15 protein-coding genes are annotated in these 16,694 nt (G+C 33.4%); 11 read left to right on the forward strand and 4 right to left on the reverse strand.

Annotated features, from left to right (window positions below; genetic code table 11):
- Window positions 1–131: 131 nt before the first annotated feature.
- The 3 genes from ACYSNX_RS11685 to ACYSNX_RS11695 all read right to left on the reverse strand — a co-directional run bounded on the left by ACYSNX_RS11685 (window position 132) and on the right by ACYSNX_RS11695 (window position 4,298).
- Window positions 132–659 (reverse strand): inorganic diphosphatase, encoded by a 528-nt coding sequence (locus tag ACYSNX_RS11685; RefSeq protein ID WP_461754851.1) that lies wholly within the window; start codon window positions 657–659, stop codon window positions 132–134.
- An 81-nt stretch (window positions 660–740) separates the two neighbouring features.
- On the reverse strand, window positions 741–3,224 hold the full coding sequence (locus ACYSNX_RS11690; protein WP_461754865.1) for a DUF5686 and carboxypeptidase-like regulatory domain-containing protein: 2,484 nt from the start codon (window positions 3,222–3,224) through the stop codon (window positions 741–743).
- A gap of 96 nt (window positions 3,225–3,320) precedes the next feature.
- Complete coding sequence (locus ACYSNX_RS11695; protein ID WP_461754852.1) at window positions 3,321–4,298, reverse strand: pyruvate dehydrogenase complex E1 component subunit beta; 978 nt, start codon at window positions 4,296–4,298, stop codon at window positions 3,321–3,323.
- Between the two features lie 528 nt (window positions 4,299–4,826).
- Between ACYSNX_RS11695 and ACYSNX_RS11700 the strand changes: the two genes are divergently transcribed.
- From ACYSNX_RS11700 to ACYSNX_RS11735, 8 genes are all read left to right on the forward strand, one after another.
- On the forward strand, window positions 4,827–5,573 hold the full coding sequence (locus ACYSNX_RS11700; protein ID WP_461754853.1) for an electron transfer flavoprotein subunit beta/FixA family protein: 747 nt from the start codon (window positions 4,827–4,829) through the stop codon (window positions 5,571–5,573).
- 28 nt (window positions 5,574–5,601) lie between these two features.
- Entirely contained in the window at window positions 5,602–6,570 is a 969-nt protein-coding gene (locus ACYSNX_RS11705; protein WP_461754854.1) for an electron transfer flavoprotein subunit alpha/FixB family protein, read from the forward strand.
- Window positions 6,571–6,703: 133 nt separating this feature from the next.
- Window positions 6,704–7,333, forward strand: coding sequence for a bifunctional nuclease family protein (locus tag ACYSNX_RS11710; protein ID WP_461754855.1), 630 nt, complete (start codon window positions 6,704–6,706; stop codon window positions 7,331–7,333).
- A gap of 18 nt (window positions 7,334–7,351) precedes the next feature.
- Window positions 7,352–8,176, forward strand: coding sequence for a thymidylate synthase (locus ACYSNX_RS11715; RefSeq protein WP_461754856.1), 825 nt, complete (start codon window positions 7,352–7,354; stop codon window positions 8,174–8,176).
- A gap of 28 nt (window positions 8,177–8,204) precedes the next feature.
- Window positions 8,205–8,639 (forward strand): 2TM domain-containing protein, encoded by a 435-nt coding sequence (locus ACYSNX_RS11720; protein WP_461754857.1) that lies wholly within the window; start codon window positions 8,205–8,207, stop codon window positions 8,637–8,639.
- A 13-nt stretch (window positions 8,640–8,652) separates the two neighbouring features.
- A complete protein-coding gene (locus ACYSNX_RS11725; protein WP_461754858.1) occupies window positions 8,653–9,138 on the forward strand; it encodes a dihydrofolate reductase in 486 nt (161 codons plus the stop codon).
- Window positions 9,139–9,141: 3 nt separating this feature from the next.
- On the forward strand, window positions 9,142–9,939 hold the full coding sequence (locus ACYSNX_RS11730) for a hypothetical protein (RefSeq protein ID WP_461754859.1): 798 nt from the start codon (window positions 9,142–9,144) through the stop codon (window positions 9,937–9,939).
- Window positions 9,939–10,553: a deoxynucleoside kinase gene (locus tag ACYSNX_RS11735; protein WP_461754860.1), complete on the forward strand. Its 615-nt coding sequence runs from the start codon at window positions 9,939–9,941 to the stop codon at window positions 10,551–10,553. Before ACYSNX_RS11730 ends, ACYSNX_RS11735 begins: the two co-directional genes overlap by 1 nt.
- A 497-nt stretch (window positions 10,554–11,050) precedes the next feature.
- Here the strand turns inward: ACYSNX_RS11735 and gldA are convergent, their stop codons facing one another.
- The gene (gene gldA / locus ACYSNX_RS11740) at window positions 11,051–11,950 is read right to left on the reverse strand and encodes a gliding motility-associated ABC transporter ATP-binding subunit GldA (protein WP_461754861.1); all 900 of its coding nucleotides are present in this window, start codon (window positions 11,948–11,950) and stop codon (window positions 11,051–11,053) included.
- Window positions 11,951–12,286: 336 nt separating this feature from the next.
- Here gldA and ACYSNX_RS11745 point away from each other — a divergent pair, with 336 nt between their 5' ends.
- The 3 genes from ACYSNX_RS11745 to ACYSNX_RS11755 all read left to right on the forward strand — a co-directional run bounded on the left by ACYSNX_RS11745 (window position 12,287) and on the right by ACYSNX_RS11755 (window position 16,436).
- Window positions 12,287–13,369 carry a chorismate mutase gene (locus ACYSNX_RS11745; protein WP_461754862.1) on the forward strand — a complete coding sequence of 361 codons (1,083 nt, stop codon included), beginning with the start codon at window positions 12,287–12,289 and terminating at the stop codon, window positions 13,367–13,369.
- 20 nt (window positions 13,370–13,389) lie between these two features.
- Window positions 13,390–14,355, forward strand: a complete 966-nt coding sequence (gene rsgA / locus ACYSNX_RS11750) for a ribosome small subunit-dependent GTPase A (RefSeq protein ID WP_461754863.1) — start codon at window positions 13,390–13,392, stop codon at window positions 14,353–14,355.
- 104 nt (window positions 14,356–14,459) lie between these two features.
- Window positions 14,460–16,436, forward strand: coding sequence for a hypothetical protein (locus ACYSNX_RS11755; RefSeq protein WP_461754864.1), 1,977 nt, complete (start codon window positions 14,460–14,462; stop codon window positions 16,434–16,436).
- The last annotated feature ends 258 nt before the right edge of the window (window positions 16,437–16,694 follow it).

A 16,694-nucleotide genomic window follows, 5' to 3' on the forward strand; every position in this document is an offset into this window, starting at 1 on the left:
GCTATACTTCTATACATGACATCTACTTAAAAGTATCGTAAAGTTAAGAACCGCCTTGGTACGGATCCGTATGCCAGGTGGTGTGAGAGGTCGGCTGAAGAAATAATCTTCAGCCTCCTACTCGATTGTTATTAGAATCGGATGCTGAATAATCCTTCTTCTTTATTTTCGATGTTTTCGAAACGCTCTTTACATTCTTGGATCATTTTTAAAGCTGCTGCTTTATCTCCGAATCCATTTGTTGTAACTTCTTTTTTCTCTAAGTCTTTGTATACTTTAAAGAAGTGTTCGATTTCTTCTTTTAAGTGCTCATTTACGTCACAAATATCATTTAATTTGTTCATAATTGGGTCAGATACTGGAACACAAATGATTTTTTCATCTTGCCCTTTGTCATCTGACATATAGAAGATACCTACTGGTTTAACCTCTACTACTAATCCTGGTAAAGAAGGTTCAGTAAATAAAACTAAAACATCTAATGGATCTCCATCTAAAGCTAAAGTTTCTGGGATAAAGCCGTAATCTGCAGGATATCTCATGTTAGAGTATAACATTCTGTCGAATCTTAATCTCTTTAAATCAAAATCATACTCGTACTTGTTTCTGCTTCCTGCTGGTATTTCAACAAAAGCGTCAAAAGTTTCAAATTTACTCATATTCTTAATTTTTAATCTCTTTTCTAAATTGGTTGCAAAAATACTCTAAATAGTGATTTAGAACAAGTTTTAATAACGATTTTAAAAAAAAAGTGCAAAAGAACCTTTCACAACGAAATTGCGGGAGTCAGGCATGTCTTTGTAGTTTCCTTTCCAAGAGAGATCAATTCTAATGATTTTAAAAATATTGGCAACAGCTACATAGTATTCATAATAGGTGTCTGTAGGTGCTTTATATACCAAATTAGAAGCATTAATGTCTATGTTGTTTTGTGAAATCTTTCCATGTATAGCTCTAATTCCAATAATCTCTCTTAAGTTTAAATCGCGTAATACAGGAACTCTAGAGAAGAGACGTCCGTTGAAATTATGTTCTAAATGCAGGGAAGTATATTGGTCAGTAACAAAATCATAGTAGTCTAAGTTAGAGAAAGTATTCTCTATTAAGAACCAAGATTGGTTACCTGGAACTACACTTAATAGTCCAAGAGGTACAGTCCCAAATGTTTTGCCGATTTCAAAAGTAGGGGTAAGGGTTCCAAAACCTCCTAAAATAATTGGTTTTCTAGCATAGAACTGCAGTTTTTCATAAGCAAAGTCACTTTTGAATACACCTTTAAAGCCTTGGCTGTATTTTAAAAATAAGCGTAAATATCTTGAGTCTAGATCGGTTCTGTCTACACCAAAGCCTATAGGACTTCTCCCAGGGGTGTAATCTACTTCGAGACCAAGTTCGGATTGTCTGGTTTCATTGGAAATGATATTATCGGCTTTATTGACATAATAGTCTAAATTAAACTCCGGTCCAGCAGGTTTTAAGGTTCTATAGGTAAAGATTGTTTGAAATTTTAAATTTTTCCAAGGTTCAATTTCTAGCCCTAATGTACTTAAGTTAATGGAGGTTAGTTTGGTATTGTCTCCACTACTAAATAAGGAGCTAGAAGCAAAGCTTCGACCTAGTACATCGGATGTTTCCGTTAAACTAACCCCTATTTGTTCAATATCTCTTCGATTACCTCCGTGAAGTATTAATCGATTGTTCTTATTAAGTAAAAAACGTCCACTTATACCATATTTAACCTGATGGTCTTTAAAACCATAAGCAGTATATCCCTCTAATCTCCAAGGGTCATTTTGTCCAAAATAAGTTCTTGCTCCCAGTCTTAATCGCAGCCCCTCAATGTCATTATAGCCAATAGTAGAGAAAATAGGTCCGTAGGATATCTTCCCTCTATTATAGTAGTTACTTACAATGGTTTCGGTTATATTAAATAGCATTTTAAATTTTGGAACCGTCTTTAATGTATCTAGCATTTGATAAACTCCAACCTCGTCTTTACTTAGAGGTTCAAAGCGGTAAGTACTCCAGAACTCTTCGTCTCTTTGATACATGTCTGGGTCGAAATGGTTTACTTTTTCTACATAAAAGTCTGTTGGATGAGGTATATTAAAACGATGATTTTGGTATAAAGTAGTTCGCTTACCATACATTCCTTTAGAGGTTTCTTTCTTAGATAAGGCAAAATCACTCATAAAGTGATCTCTTGTCAATAGAAAGACAGAATCATTTACTACATCAAACTCTTGTTCAATATAAATCTCTTTTACCCAGTTAATATTGGCATCTCTACTTGCCTCCATATTAATTTTTTTAATAGCAAAAGTAGTGTCATTCACCCAAAAATCTCCTTTAAAGGTTAACTCTCCTTTACGCCTAGGGTAGTATATAATATTGTAGCACCATTTATCGTCTATATAGGTACTATCGGCTAATATATAGTTGTAAACATTAATTCCTGTTCTTGATAAGGGGCTAACAAAATCTTTGTCAAAAATCTTAATGTAGTTGTCATATATATTGTATTGGGCATATAAGTCCTTTACAAAGGCGATAATACTTTGGTTGTTATCAAAACCTGAGTTCTTATTTCCAAGGGATTTTTCTATTTTTCTACCATTGGTGTTATCTCCATATACAAAGGCAACACTTTCATTGATAAAGATGGGAAGATAGGTTTTTCCTGTTACTTTAGAAGTATCAAGTTGCTGGAAGATAAATTCCATTCCTTTGAAAATCTTTTTATTTTGGTAAGCGCTATCTATGCTGTTTAAGTCAAATTCTACTTTTTCGTACTTATCTAATTCGTATTGGTCAAACATATAAAGACCATTTTTGCGCTTGCGCTCCCATATCTTACGTAAAATATCTAAGGCTGGGTTGTCTTTTTTGGAGGTTTTCCCCGCGAATATCTTTACCTCTTCTAGTAGGTTATCGGTTGTTAGAACAATTTCTAAATCTAAATTTACTTTATTTTTTAGTTCTATTTCTAAGGTTTGGTAGCCTAAAAAGGAAATAACCAAAATAGAATGATTCTTTGGAGATTCTAGATAGAATTTAGCATTTTCATTGGCAATTACTCCTTCTGTTGAATTTTTAAAGTAAACCGACGCAAATGGGACTTCATTATTTTGGTCATCGATAATTTTACCACTAACTTTTGTTTGAGCTAGAAGTAAAAATGGGCACAGTAGAAAGTAAAATATAAATATTAGCTGGTTTCTCATAATAGAATATAACGCATAAAAAAACTCCATCTTAACACAAATTAAGATGGAGTTACCAAATATAGTTTATTTTTTACTTATAAAGAACTTTATTTATTATTTATAAAGAACTTTTTTCACTGCTTTAACTACGTCATTAGCGTTAGGTAGCCACTCTTGTAAAAGTAGTGGAGAATAAGGCGCAGGCGTATCTGCAGTAGTAATTCTTTGAATAGGTGCGTCTAAGTGATCAAATGCTCTTTCTTGTACTTGGTAAGAGATTTCAGAAGAAATACTACCAAATGGCCAAGCTTCTTCTAAAATAACCAGACGATTTGTTTTCTCAACTGATTTTATTACTGTATCAAAGTCAAGTGGACGAACTGTACGTAGGTCAATAACCTCACATTCGATTCCTTCTTTGGCTAGTTCATCTGCAGCTTTGTAAGCCTCTTTAATGATTTTCCCAAAAGATACAATGGTAACATCTTTACCTTCTCTTTTGATATCCGCAACTCCAATTGGAAGTACGTAATCTCCTTCTGGAACTTCTCCTTTATCCCCGTACATTTGTTCTGACTCCATGAAAATAACTGGATCGTTATCACGGATTGCAGCTTTTAATAATCCTTTTGCATCATAAACGTTAGAAGGAACAATTACTTTTAACCCAGGTACGTTTGCATACCAGTTTTCAAATGCTTGTGAGTGTGTTGCTCCTAATTGTCCTGCGGATGCTGTAGGTCCACGGAAAACAATTGGAATGTTAAACTGTCCTCCAGACATTTGACGCATTTTAGCTGCGTTATTTATAATTTGGTCGATTCCTACTAATGAGAAGTTGAAAGTCATAAATTCAACAATAGGACGGTTACCATTCATAGCGGAACCAACACCAATACCTGCAAATCCAAGCTCTGCAATTGGAGCATCGATTACACGCTTAGGACCGAATTCGTCCAACATACCTTTTGAGGCTTTGTAAGCACCATTGTACTCAGCTACTTCTTCACCTATTAAATATATTGATTCGTCGCGACGCATTTCTTCGCTCATGGCTTCACATATGGCCTCTCTAAATTGAATCGTTCTCATAATGTTATCTATTAGTCGTAATTAATTTACTCAAAAGCAAAAGTATAAAAAAATATTATAAAACACTTATTTAGTTGTGCCTTTTATGATTTTTAAAGCATTAGCCCTATTTAGCTAGAACTTAAAGCAAAACTATTGCCTAAGACTGAGATTATCCAAGGTGATATTTGCTATACAAATGGTATTAGACTTTTTTTTTAACAAATCAGATGGAGTTGTAGAAAATATACCAAGAAGGCCAGTAAATATATTTGGTGATTTAGCCTGTATAATGCAAGAAAGATTTAAGTTAAATCTATGTAAATGGGGTGTTTTTTGTTTTTTTATTTGTGTAAGAGATAGAGTTTGTAACTATTTTTTTACCAATTAAATCCCTGTGCTTTAGCAGAGGTAAATGGAATACATTTATAAAATAAGACTTATATTTTTAGGAGTAGTTTAAATTTTGTATGCGTGCATAGTAAAATATCGGAAAATATTCTTATTTTCGTCACTCTGAGAATAACAAAAATCAAAAAACTATAAATAATGAAAATACTAGTTTGCATCAGCCATGTGCCTGATACTACATCGAAAATTAACTTTGTTAATGGCGATACTGAATTTGATACAACTGGAGTTCAGTTTGTAATTAACCCAAACGATGAATATGCTTTAACCAAAGCAATTAAATTAAAAGAAGCTCATGGAGCGAGTGTTACTGTGCTAAACGTAGGAGATGCTTCTACTGAACCAACTATTCGTAAAGCACTAGCTATTGGAGCAGATCAAGGTATTCGTATTAACGAAAAGCCTATCGATAGTTTTTCTGTTGCTAACGCTATTGCAAAAGTAGCAAAAGAAGGAGAGTACGACTTGATCCTTTGTGGAAAAGAGTCTTTAGATTATAATGGTGGAATGGTACCAGGAATGGTAGCAGCTTTACTAGGTTATGAGTTTATCAACTCTTGTGAGGGGTTACAAATCCAAGATCAAAGTGTAACTGCTATTAGACAAATTGATGGAGGAACAGAAACTATTTCTGCAAAACTGCCTTTAGTAATTGGTGGGCAAAAAGGATTAGTAGAAGAGAAAGATTTAATTATCCCTAATATGCGTGGAATTATGACTGCACGCTCTAAAGCTTTAAACGTTGTTGAAGCTACTGCGGAGGAATTAGCAACACAAACAGTGAAGTTTGATAAACCAGCTCCTAAAGGTGCTTGTAAAATGATTTCTCCAGATAATATTGAGGAATTAATCGATTTACTTCACAATGAAGCTAAAGTAATCTAGTGCCAATTTTAATTTTAAAACTACAATTATGTCTATTTTAATATATGCTGAGTCAGCAGAAGGAAAATTTAAGAAAGTTGCATTAGAGTTAGCCTCTTATGCAAAAAAAGTTGCAGAATCATTATCAACAACTGTTGTTGCAGTTACCATTAACCAAGAGAACGTAAGTGAATTGGGTAAATATGGAGTAGATAAAGTGATTAATATCAACGCACAAGGATTATCTACTTTTAACGCTAAGGCTTATGCTAAAGCAATTCAAACAGTAGCACAAGAACAATCTAGTCAATTAGTGGTGCTTTCAAGTAGTACAGATAGTTTATATTTAGCTCCTTTATTGGCTGTGGATTTAAAAGCTGGTTTAGCTACCAATGTAGTTGCTTTACCAATTAGCACTTCTCCTTTTGTAGTAAAAAGAAATGCGTTTTCTAATAAAGCTTTTAATGAAACACAAATCAATACAGCTGTTAAAGTTATTTGTTTAGCTAAAAACTCTTTTGGTTTAATCGAGACTCCTGTAGATTCTACAGTAGAGCAAGTTGACTTAGCAGTAGATGAAGGTAATTTTGGCCTAAAGGTAGAGAAAACGGAAAAAGTTTCTGGAGTAGTAACTATTGCAGATGCTGATATTGTTGTATCAGGAGGAAGAGGATTAAAAGGACCGGAGAACTGGAAAATGATCGAAGATCTAGCAGATGTGTTAGGGGCAGCTTTAGCTTGTTCAAAACCAGTTTCTGACTTAGGGTGGAGAGATCACGAAGAGCATGTTGGACAAACTGGAAAACCAGTTTCTGCTAACTTATATATTGCTGTGGGTATCTCTGGAGCTATTCAACATATTGCAGGGGTTAACTCCTCTAAGGTGAAAGTTGCAATTAATACAGATCCAGAAGCACCATTTTTTAAAGTGGCTGACTACGGAATCGTTGGAGATGCTTTCCAAGTAGTACCAGAACTTGTGGAAAAACTAAAACAGTTTAAGGCAAACAATCAATAAAGATCTATTCATTTGGCCTTATAAAGGTTGCAAATACTGCCTAAAGTGAAAATAAAGTTACGGGCAAGTAAAACGAAGTTTTTTTTATACCTTTGTTTTACTTGCCTTTTTTTATATTGAGAATACTAAAGATATGAGTTTAATAAAGTTAATGGTCAAAGGAATTTCCTATAGCCATACCCAAAATGGAGCATATGCCCTTATTTTAGACGAGGAGAAGGGAAATAGAAAATTACCCATTGTTATTGGAGCTTTTGAGGCCCAAAGTATTGCTATAGCAATAGAACAGGAAATCAAACCACCAAGACCTCTAACTCATGATTTATTCAAAACCTTTGCAGATTGTTTTGACATTGTAATCAAACAAGTCATTATACATAAACTAGTAGATGGAGTGTTTTTCTCTAGTATTATCTGTGAAAGAGATGGAGTAGAGCAAATTATTGACGCTAGAACTTCAGATGCAATTGCTTTGGCAATTCGCTTTTATGCCCCTATATTTACCTATAAGGACATTATGGATAAAGCAGGTATTGTACTTGAAGTTAGAGAGTTTGAAGAGGACTCCTTTGAGGAAGACCAAGAAGTTAAGGATGGAAATATTGTAGCTCAAGTAGAGCAAATATTAGAGAATCCTTCTTCTGATCAAGCCTATAGTTCTTTTACATTGGAGCAAATAAATTCTTTATTAGAACAAGCCATTAATAACGAGGACTATGAAAAAGCAGCTTTACTTAGAGATGAGTTAGCTAAGAGAAAATAGATAATTACAAAAGAAATAATGAAACAATATAAAGACTTATTACAGCAAATAGTAGACCAAGGTGCAGGGAAAGAAGATAGGACTGGAACTGGAACTATTAGTATGTTTGGGCATCAAATGCGTTTTGATTTAAGCCAAGGATTTCCTTTAGTTACTACTAAAAAAGTACACTTAAAGTCTATTATTCATGAATTATTATGGTTTTTAAAAGGAGATACTAATATTGCTTATTTACAACAAGATGGAGTGAAGATTTGGGACGAGTGGGCCGATGAGAATGGAGATTTAGGACCTGTGTATGGTTACCAATGGAGAAATTGGAATGGGGAAGGAATCGACCAAATCAAACAAGCTATTCATACTTTGAAGACCAATCCAACTAGCCGTAGAATTATGGTTACAGCATGGAATCCAAGTGTGATGCCTGATACTTCTTTATCCTTTAGTGAAAATGTAGCCAATGGTAAAGCTGCTTTACCTCCATGTCACTCTTTTTTTCAGTTTTATGTAAACGATGGTAAATTATCTTGTCAATTATACCAAAGAAGCGCTGATGTGTTTTTAGGGGTTCCTTTCAATATTGCCTCTTATGCTTTATTAACTATGATGGTTGCTCAGGTATGTGATTTAGAGTTAGGAGATTTTGTACATACTTTTGGTGATGTACATATCTACAATAATCATATGGAGCAAGTAAAAATCCAGTTAGAAAGAGAGCCTAAAGCTCTACCTACCATGGTTTTAAATCCCAAGGTGAAAGATATTTTTGATTTTACTTACCAAGACTTTACCCTTGAGGGGTATGATCCTCATCCTGGTATTAAAGCAAAGGTTTCGGTATAGATAGTTTATTAGAATTAAAATATATGATATGCAAGACAATCAAGAGTACAAAATGTATGATTATGCTAAGGCTAGAATAAAGCAAAAGAGATTATTGTTATTTCACTTTATACTATTTGCCTTAGGTAGTATTTTAATGTATTGTATTAACAACTTTATACAAGACCCTTTACTTGTTGGAGATTGGTGGATGTGGGCAGTAAGTGTTTGGGCTGTTGTTTTGTTAATTCAAGTGGTAAATGTAGTTTTTGTAGAACGTTTTATGGGTAAGGCTTGGCAAGATAGAGAAATGGAGCGATTAATTGCCTTACAACGGAAGAAAATTGAAGAATTGCGTAAAACGGTAGAAAAAGATTTTCCTTTAGTAAATGTAAAGAGAGACTTAGCACAAGGACCAACTACAGAACAAGATACCCTAGAGGATTTTTCTAAAGAGAAGGGGAAAGACGATATTATTTTATAGAAATTGCTTAAAAATGATTATATTAATAGCAGCAATAGGCAAAAATAAAGCCTTGGGTAAAGACAATAAATTACTTTGGCATTTACCAGACGATTTTAAGCATTTTAAAAACTTAACTACGGCTCATCACATTATAATGGGAAGAAAAACCTTTGAATCTTTTAAAGGACTTTTACCCAATAGAACCCATGTGATTATTACCAGACAAAAAGACTATAAAGCTCCTGAAGGATGTATAGTGGTACATAGCCTAGAGCAAGCCTTAGAGGTTTGTAAAATGCAAGAAAAAGTTTTTGTTATCGGAGGTGGTGAAATTTATACTTTGGCTTTAGAACATGCAGATATATTAGAGCTAACTCAAGTAGATAATGACTTTGAAGCAGACGCTTTTTTCCCAGAATTTTCTTTAGAAGAATGGGAATTAACCAAAGAGGAATTTCATCCAAAGGACGATAAACACCTTTATGATTTTACATTTTTAACTTACCAAAAAAAATAAGTTATGCGTTATTTAGTTTGTATTATACTTCTGTGGAGTAGCTGGAATAGTTTAGCACAAGATACCTTGAGTACTCGTTTTTCGAATTCAGAGAATATCGGAAAGGACCAAGTATTTATAGCCAAAGATATTTATGATAATACTTTTTTACAGCAAGATAATACATTACTAAAAATTAGTAAATACAACTCATCTAATTATACTAATTCCCAAATGGATTCTTTAACCCAAGTAGACATTACACTTGCCTTGTCTCCTTTGGTATTTTATAAAGAAAACCAAGTTGTTTTTAGTTTAAGCAGAGAATTAGCTCAAGTAAGTCGCATTGATTTTTCTGAGAAATTTCCTAATATGCAAGCCGTTTATGTAGCCAATAGTGCCGCAAGAAGGCTTTGGATTGTAGATGCTAATCACACAGGGGCTATTCGTCAGTATAATACTTCTTCCTACGAGAGACATTTGATATATACTTTAGAATCAGCCGAAAACAAAGATTATTATTCTACTTTAAATCATCTTTTTTGGGTAGATAAAGATAATGTTCTTCATGGTATTGACACCAAAGGAACTGTAGTTTTAGAATATGCTTTACCTTCTTTATACGATAAAATGCAAGTTTTGGATCCGAAAAAGCTATTTTATTTATACCAAGATAATCTCTATTATGTTGATATAGTTAAAGATAAGGTATATCCTATAGCATTACCAGATAAAAGCATTTTAGGGTTCTTTTATAACACCCAAAAATTGAGTATTTTTGTGGGCGAAAAATTAAACAATTACATAATAAAATTACCATAATGCATATAGCTATAGCTGGAAATATTGGAGCAGGGAAAACTACTTTAACTAAAATATTGGCTGACCATTATCAGTGGGAGCCTCATTTTGAAGATGTAGTAGATAATCCCTATTTAGATGATTTCTACCATCATATGGACCGTTGGTCTTTCAATCTGCAGGTGTATTTCTTAAATAGCCGTTTTCGTCAAGTATTGCAAATTAGAGAAAGTGGAAAGCATATTATTCAAGACCGTACCATTTATGAAGATGCACATATATTTGCACCTAACTTGCATGCTATGGGATTGATGAGTCAAAGAGATTATGAGAATTACTCTTCTTTATTTGAGCTTATGCAAGGTCTTGTTAATGGACCTGATTTACTTATTTACCTTAGAAGTTCAGTACCTAATTTAATAGATCAAATCCGTCAAAGAGGAAGAGACTATGAGAACTCTATCTCTTCGGAATACTTATCTAAGTTAAACGAACGCTACGAAGAATGGATTAAGGGTTATAATAAAGGAAAACTTCTTATTATAGATGTAGACAATCTAGATTTTGTTGGAAAACCAAATGATCTTCAAGATGTACTTAAAAAAGTAGATCTACTATTAGAGGATATAAAATAAAAATAAAAAAAGCCTTTTAGCATCATGTTAAAAGGCTTTTTTATTTAGGATATCTATTAAAAGTCTGCTTAATACTAAAGATTTTCAATTGTCTTAAGCGACTAAGGGCACAGGTATTTAGATAAAAAATCTTATTTACCGAGTTTTTCAAGTGTTTATAGATAGATATTCTTTATATTTATATTCTTTAAGTGTAATATTCTGTAATTAAACCTTAGTAGTAGAATTGTTTTGTAATTTGTATATTTGATTTGTGTTAAAAAATAGGGTGACTAAGATCTTGTAGAATAAGGTCTTATCTATATGTCAGCTAAAGATAGTTAGGTCTTTAGAGGATTAATACCCCTAATTTTGAAGAGAAACATTTACTATTGAGAAAAGATTGTTAGTCAAAAAAATGGTCGGAAAATATTTCCGACCTTTTTTGGCTATTATCTTTTTTACAACATTGCGCTATTTGAAAAAAATAAGGTCTCTTATAGGACCTTATATATGTTTTATGAAGAAGTTATTTCGCGGAATAAGTGTTCTAGATTTTGATTTTTGATTCCCATAGACAAGGTTTTTAACCCTTGCTCTTGTGCGAAATCATATACTGCAGTACGATAATCTTGATCCAAAGGAAAAAGTAATTCCCATTTATTGTCATGAATATGGATTGCTTGAACCAGGTTTGGAATACGTTCAATAAATTGGATCTCGATTTTAAAGTCAAATTCCACTGCAATTATCTGCTTGTCCTTATGACCAAGCATATCTTTTAGACTTTGGTCGGCTTTAATTTGTCCTTTATTAATGATGATTACTCTATCACACATGGCCTCTACCTCTTGCATAATATGAGTAGAGAGTAATACAGTTTTATTCTTACCAATGTCTTTGATTAATTGTCTTATTTCAATTAATTGGTTAGGGTCTAATCCAGTGGTAGGTTCATCTAATATTAATACTTGTGGGTCGTGTAATAATGCGGTTGCTATACCAAGACGTTGACGAAAACCTTTAGAGAGTTGGTTGATTTTTTTATCATACACCTCTTGTAAAGAAGTTTGCTGTACTACTTGTGTTATGCGGCTATGATCTACTTTGTAGATTTGCGCATTAAATTTTAAGTACTCCCAAACATACATCTCCAGATATAAAGGATTGTGCTCTGGCAAGTATCCAATGGATTTTCGTACTTGTTTAGCTTGTTTGTCCACATCAAAGTCATTTACTAAAGCCACTCCTTGATCAAGGGTGTTGAAAGTAGTAAGGATTTTCATCATCGTTGATTTACCCGCACCGTTTGGACCTAAAAAGCCAACGATTTGCCCAGAGGGAATATGGAAGCTAACCTTGTCTAAGGCTTTTAGTGCTCCATAGGATTTGCTGAGGTTTTGAACCGATATTGACATAAATAGTATATTTAATAACAAAAGTAAGGTTTTATAGTTTATAAAAGAAGTGTTCTTTCTTAGCACGTTTAACCCATAAAGTAAATACAGTATGAAAAATGAATTTGCTTACAGGATACTTCTGCTCTTTAAAATAAATAGTGGTACTATAGAAAAGTGAAATAGTATAAAACATTAATGAGGTGAAATTCAGAGGTTTTGTAAAAAAAATAAGAGTCAAAGCTCTTTTTTACCTTAAAAAAATAAAAACAAACACGAAATGTTGATAGAAAATTGTATTTTTCAAAGTTAAATGATAGCCAAACTATATAAATAAAAATAATTAATTACATTACAATGGAAAAAATGAATGTTAACACACAATGGTTAAGTATCTTTGCAGGAGAGAATCCAGCAATTATTGCGGGACCTTGTAGTGCTGAGACACCTGAGCAAGTACTAAGTATAGCTAGATCGTTACCAAAACAAGTAAAAGTATTTCGCGCTGGTATTTGGAAGCCAAGAACTCGTCCAGGAGGATTTGAAGGGGTTGGGGCTATTGGATTAAAATGGTTACAACAAGTAAAGAAAGAAACAGGTATGCTTTTAGCAACAGAAGTTGCTACAGCTGAACACGTACAATTGTGTTTAGAGCATGATATCGATATTCTATGGATTGGAGCTCGTACAGCTGTAAATCCATTTGCGGTACAGGAAATTGCGGATGCTTTAAAAGGTAGTGATAAAATCGTACTTTTAAAGAATCCTGTAAATCCAGACTTAGCTTTATGGATGGGTGGTATTGAGCGTTTGTATGAAGCAGGTATTACTAAATTGGGAGTTATTCATAGAGGATTTAGTACATATGAAAAGACTAAGTATAGAAATAACCCAGAATGGCAAATACCAATTGATTTAAAGTTACATTTGCCTAATATTCCAGTTTTCTGTGATCCATCACATATTACGGGAAATAGAGAAAGAATATTGCAAGTTTCTCAACAAGCTTTAGATTTAAACTTTGAAGGTTTAATGATTGAAACGCACTGTGATCCAGATAATGCTTGGAGTGATGCAGCCCAACAAGTAACCCCAGAGAATCTAGAAGAGATCATTGATCGCTTAACGGTTAGAAATATTACCGATTCTACAGAGGAGTTCTTACAAAAGATTCAGAGCTACCGTATCCAAATAGACGACATGGATAGCAAGTTGTTAGATTTATTGAGAAAGCGTATGGCTATTTCTGATGAAATTGGAAGTTTAAAAAGAGATAAAAACGTTGCAGTTTACCAACAAGGTAGATGGAGTGAAATGTTAGAAAAACTACAAAAAGAGGGCCAGCATATTGGTTTTACTAAAGAGTTTGTTACCGATATTTATACTGCCATTCACCAAGAAAGTATCCATAGACAGGATAAGATTATTAATAAGAAATAAAGTAAAGATAAAGGCATTATATGAAAGGAGTAGTTTACAAATCAACAGGTAGTTGGTATATTGTTAAAGCAACTGACGGGGTATTCTATGATTGTAGGATTAAGGGGAAGTTTCGCCTAAAAGGTATTAAGAGTACCAATCCTATTGCCGTAGGTGACCATGTTGAATTTGAGCTTGAACAAAATAATGATATTACCACTGGGGTAATTAATCATATTGAAAACCGTAAGAACTACATTGTTCGAAAAAGTGTAAACTTATCCAAACAAGTGCATATTATTGCCTCTAATATTGATACGGTATTTTTAGTAGTTACTATCAATAATCCTGTTACAACAACAAGTTTTATCGATCGTTTTTTGGTAACGTCTCAAGCCTATGGTATCAAAACGGTATTGGTTTTTAATAAGATTGATACCTTTGATGAGGATGCACTAAATGATCAATTGTATTTACAGTATATTTATTCCTCCATAGGTTACGACTGTATTCGGGTTTCTGCTACAACAGGAAAAGGACTTGATCAAATTAAAGAACGCATGCTAGGTAAGGTTTCTATGTTTAGTGGGCATTCGGGAGTAGGTAAGTCAACTTTAATTAACGCCATTGAGCCAGGGTTAAACTTGAAGACCTCTACTATATCCGAACAACATCAACAAGGACAACATACCACTACATTTGCTGAAATGTATGATCTGAGTTTTGATGCCCAAATTATCGATACCCCAGGTATTAGAGGATTTGGTGTGGTAGATATGGAGCCAAATGAAGTAGGAGATTACTTTCCCGAATTCTTTGCTTTAAAAGATCAGTGTAAATTTAATAATTGTTTACACCGACAAGAGCCCTATTGTGCTGTGAAAGATGCCTTAGATAGAGATGAATTATCTTGGTCTAGATACAGAAGTTATATTCAAATTCTAGATGGAGAAGAAGAACATTATCGTACCGATATTTATAAAGATGGGAAAAACCAAGACGAATAGTCTTGGTTTTTTTTATACTAAAATATATTATTTATACTAACAGGTACATCTTTTGATTATGTAACTTTGTCGTAATAGGCCAATTGAAATTAAATAAAATAAGCATGATGCATTGCAAGTATTTTTATGTTACCTTTTTGTTGTTCACTACAGTAGTGTTTGGACAAGATTTTTTAGATAAAGTTACTCCTTTGGAATTAAGTCAAAATCAAAGTGAAGTCTTTTTGCAAACCCCTATAGAGATCCTACAAGAGCATCAAGAAATCTATTTTGCTTTTAGCAATGTGGATGCGGAGTTTAAGGTAGTGGAACAAATTAGTAGAAAGATAAAAGTGTACGATTCCAAAGTTGCTTCAAGAGCTAACCTTAAAGTGGATTACTTTCAAAATAATTATGTGCAGGAGCAAGTGGAACTACTCTCTGCTTACATCTATACTTTAGATGATACCAAAGTAATTAAAACACAAGTGCCTTCTAGTTGGATGATCAAAAGTGAGAACAAATCCTCTTTTAAGTATACAGGGATTGATTTCTCTAAAGTACCTTCGGGAAGTATTATTGAATATTCCTATGCAAGAATGACTAATTATTTAGATAACTTACCAGTTTGGGAGATTCAAGGGAGTTTACCTAAAATTATAAGTACCTACACTAGTAGGGTGCCTAATTATTATAATTACGAAATCATCGAATCAGGTTCGGTGAAAATCCTTAAAGAGCAAGCCCAAGTAATGAGTGATTTTTCTAGTTCAAGAATGTTTTTATCTCAAACTAAAGTGCCTTCTTTACAAACCAATATGATGGCCCAAAATATAGGGGAAATTCAGAATGAACCTTTTGTAGATAACTTACAGAATTATTTGGCTTACGTAAAGCAAGATTTGGTTTGGGTGGCTTATCCTTTATCCCCAAAGCAAGTTGTTCTACCAAGTAAGAAAGAATTTTTGGAGTCTTTGTATAAGAGTAGATCTTTCTATGGGCAAATTAAAAACCAATCCTATTATAAAAAGAGTATAGATAAGCCTGTTTATATGGAGCTTGAACCTAAGGCAAGGGCTCAAAAAATATTAGAGTTTGTTCAATCTAAAGTAAAGTGGAATAGAAATTATTCCATTTATCCAGAATTTGGAGTGAAAACAGCCTTTAATAAATCACTTGGTAATTCAGCTGATATTAATTTAATGCTTATTAGTATGCTTGAGTATGTTGATTTAAAGGTTACTCCTTTACTTTTAAGTACGGTGCAAAATGGGCGAAAAACTACCTGGCAAAGCAATTATTATAACAACGTAATTGCTGCTTTACAAATAGGAGAGGACTATTACTTCTTAGACGCTAGTAGTCCTTTGTCCACCTTAGGTATACTGCCTTTAGAGGATTTAAATGGTCAGGCTATTTCAGTGGCAGAGAATGCCTCTTCTTTACATTTCAATTTAACTCCTGGATTTCTATCTTCAAACTCTTTGGCTTACCAAATAGAGTTATTAAACAATGGTGCTATTAAAGGAAGTATGCTAGCCAATTATAATGGCTATGATCAAATCAAGGCGGGGTCTATATTTCAAGATGGTGGTAAGTTTGGTTTTATTAGCGAGTTTCAAGCCAAAAATGGAGGTATTCGTTTGAGTAATCTAACCACATCAAGTATGTATTCCTTAGAAAACACTTTGCGTTTAACTGCAAATATTTATAAAGAGAATGCAAGTGTTTTCTTTAATAACAAATGGTTTGTAAATGTCTTTGATTGGTTTGAGTTTAGAGTTAATCCATTTACAGCAAATACCAGACAGGCGGATATCTACTTTGGCTTTGCAAGTAAACAAAGTTATATGGTAGGAGTAAGTATTCCTCAGGGCTATAAAGTAGAGAGTCTACCTAAAGACTTTACTATACAAGATGAAAGCACTGGACTAGGGGTTCAAGTAAAATTTAGCACCCAAGTCAATAAGGTAGAGGCGCATTTAAACCTTACAAGGGCTCAGGCCAATATTAGTGTAGAGCATTACTCTAAGGTAAAAGCTTTCTTTGAAGAGTTAGAAAATAAACTACAGGAGTACATTATTTTTACTCCAGTGCAATAAAGGAAAAGGGGCTGTCTCAAATGAGATAGCCTCTTTTTTGTACTTTTAAGTAAAAAACACCATTATAATTATTTGAATTTCAATCTAATATACTTAAATTAGCATAAGTAATTCAAGTAAATATGGCAAAGCAAGCACCACGTTATAGACTTTACGATCAGAATCAAATGAGTTTGATTCCTCATTCTTTGGAAGATTTCATTCCTGCCTTGCATCCAGTACGCATTGTAAATAAGGTTATCGATGAATTGGACTTAA

It is taken from the genome of Myroides sp. LJL115, assembly GCF_054871665.1.

Bases quoted from the DNA above. Each gene is read 5' to 3' on its own strand.
- ACYSNX_RS11720 (WP_461754857.1), top strand. From the start codon at position 8,205: ATGCAAGACAATCAAGAGTACAAAATGTATGATTATGCTAAGGCTAGA.
- gldA (WP_461754861.1), bottom strand. From the start codon at position 11,950: ATGTCAATATCGGTTCAAAACCTCAGCAAATCCTATGGAGCACTAAAA.
- ACYSNX_RS11685 (WP_461754851.1), bottom strand. From the start codon at position 659: ATGAGTAAATTTGAAACTTTTGACGCTTTTGTTGAAATACCAGCAGGA.
- ACYSNX_RS11725 (WP_461754858.1), top strand. From the start codon at position 8,653: ATGATTATATTAATAGCAGCAATAGGCAAAAATAAAGCCTTGGGTAAA.
- ACYSNX_RS11695 (WP_461754852.1), bottom strand. From the start codon at position 4,298: ATGAGAACGATTCAATTTAGAGAGGCCATATGTGAAGCCATGAGCGAA.
- ACYSNX_RS11700 (WP_461754853.1), top strand. From the start codon at position 4,827: ATGAAAATACTAGTTTGCATCAGCCATGTGCCTGATACTACATCGAAA.
- ACYSNX_RS11705 (WP_461754854.1), top strand. From the start codon at position 5,602: ATGTCTATTTTAATATATGCTGAGTCAGCAGAAGGAAAATTTAAGAAA.
- ACYSNX_RS11715 (WP_461754856.1), top strand. From the start codon at position 7,352: ATGAAACAATATAAAGACTTATTACAGCAAATAGTAGACCAAGGTGCA.
- rsgA (WP_461754863.1), top strand. From the start codon at position 13,390: ATGAAAGGAGTAGTTTACAAATCAACAGGTAGTTGGTATATTGTTAAA.
- ACYSNX_RS11710 (WP_461754855.1), top strand. From the start codon at position 6,704: ATGAGTTTAATAAAGTTAATGGTCAAAGGAATTTCCTATAGCCATACC.
- ACYSNX_RS11730 (WP_461754859.1), top strand. From the start codon at position 9,142: ATGCGTTATTTAGTTTGTATTATACTTCTGTGGAGTAGCTGGAATAGT.
- ACYSNX_RS11755 (WP_461754864.1), top strand. From the start codon at position 14,460: ATGATGCATTGCAAGTATTTTTATGTTACCTTTTTGTTGTTCACTACA.
- ACYSNX_RS11690 (WP_461754865.1), bottom strand. From the start codon at position 3,224: ATGAGAAACCAGCTAATATTTATATTTTACTTTCTACTGTGCCCATTT.
- ACYSNX_RS11735 (WP_461754860.1), top strand. From the start codon at position 9,939: ATGCATATAGCTATAGCTGGAAATATTGGAGCAGGGAAAACTACTTTA.
- ACYSNX_RS11745 (WP_461754862.1), top strand. From the start codon at position 12,287: ATGGAAAAAATGAATGTTAACACACAATGGTTAAGTATCTTTGCAGGA.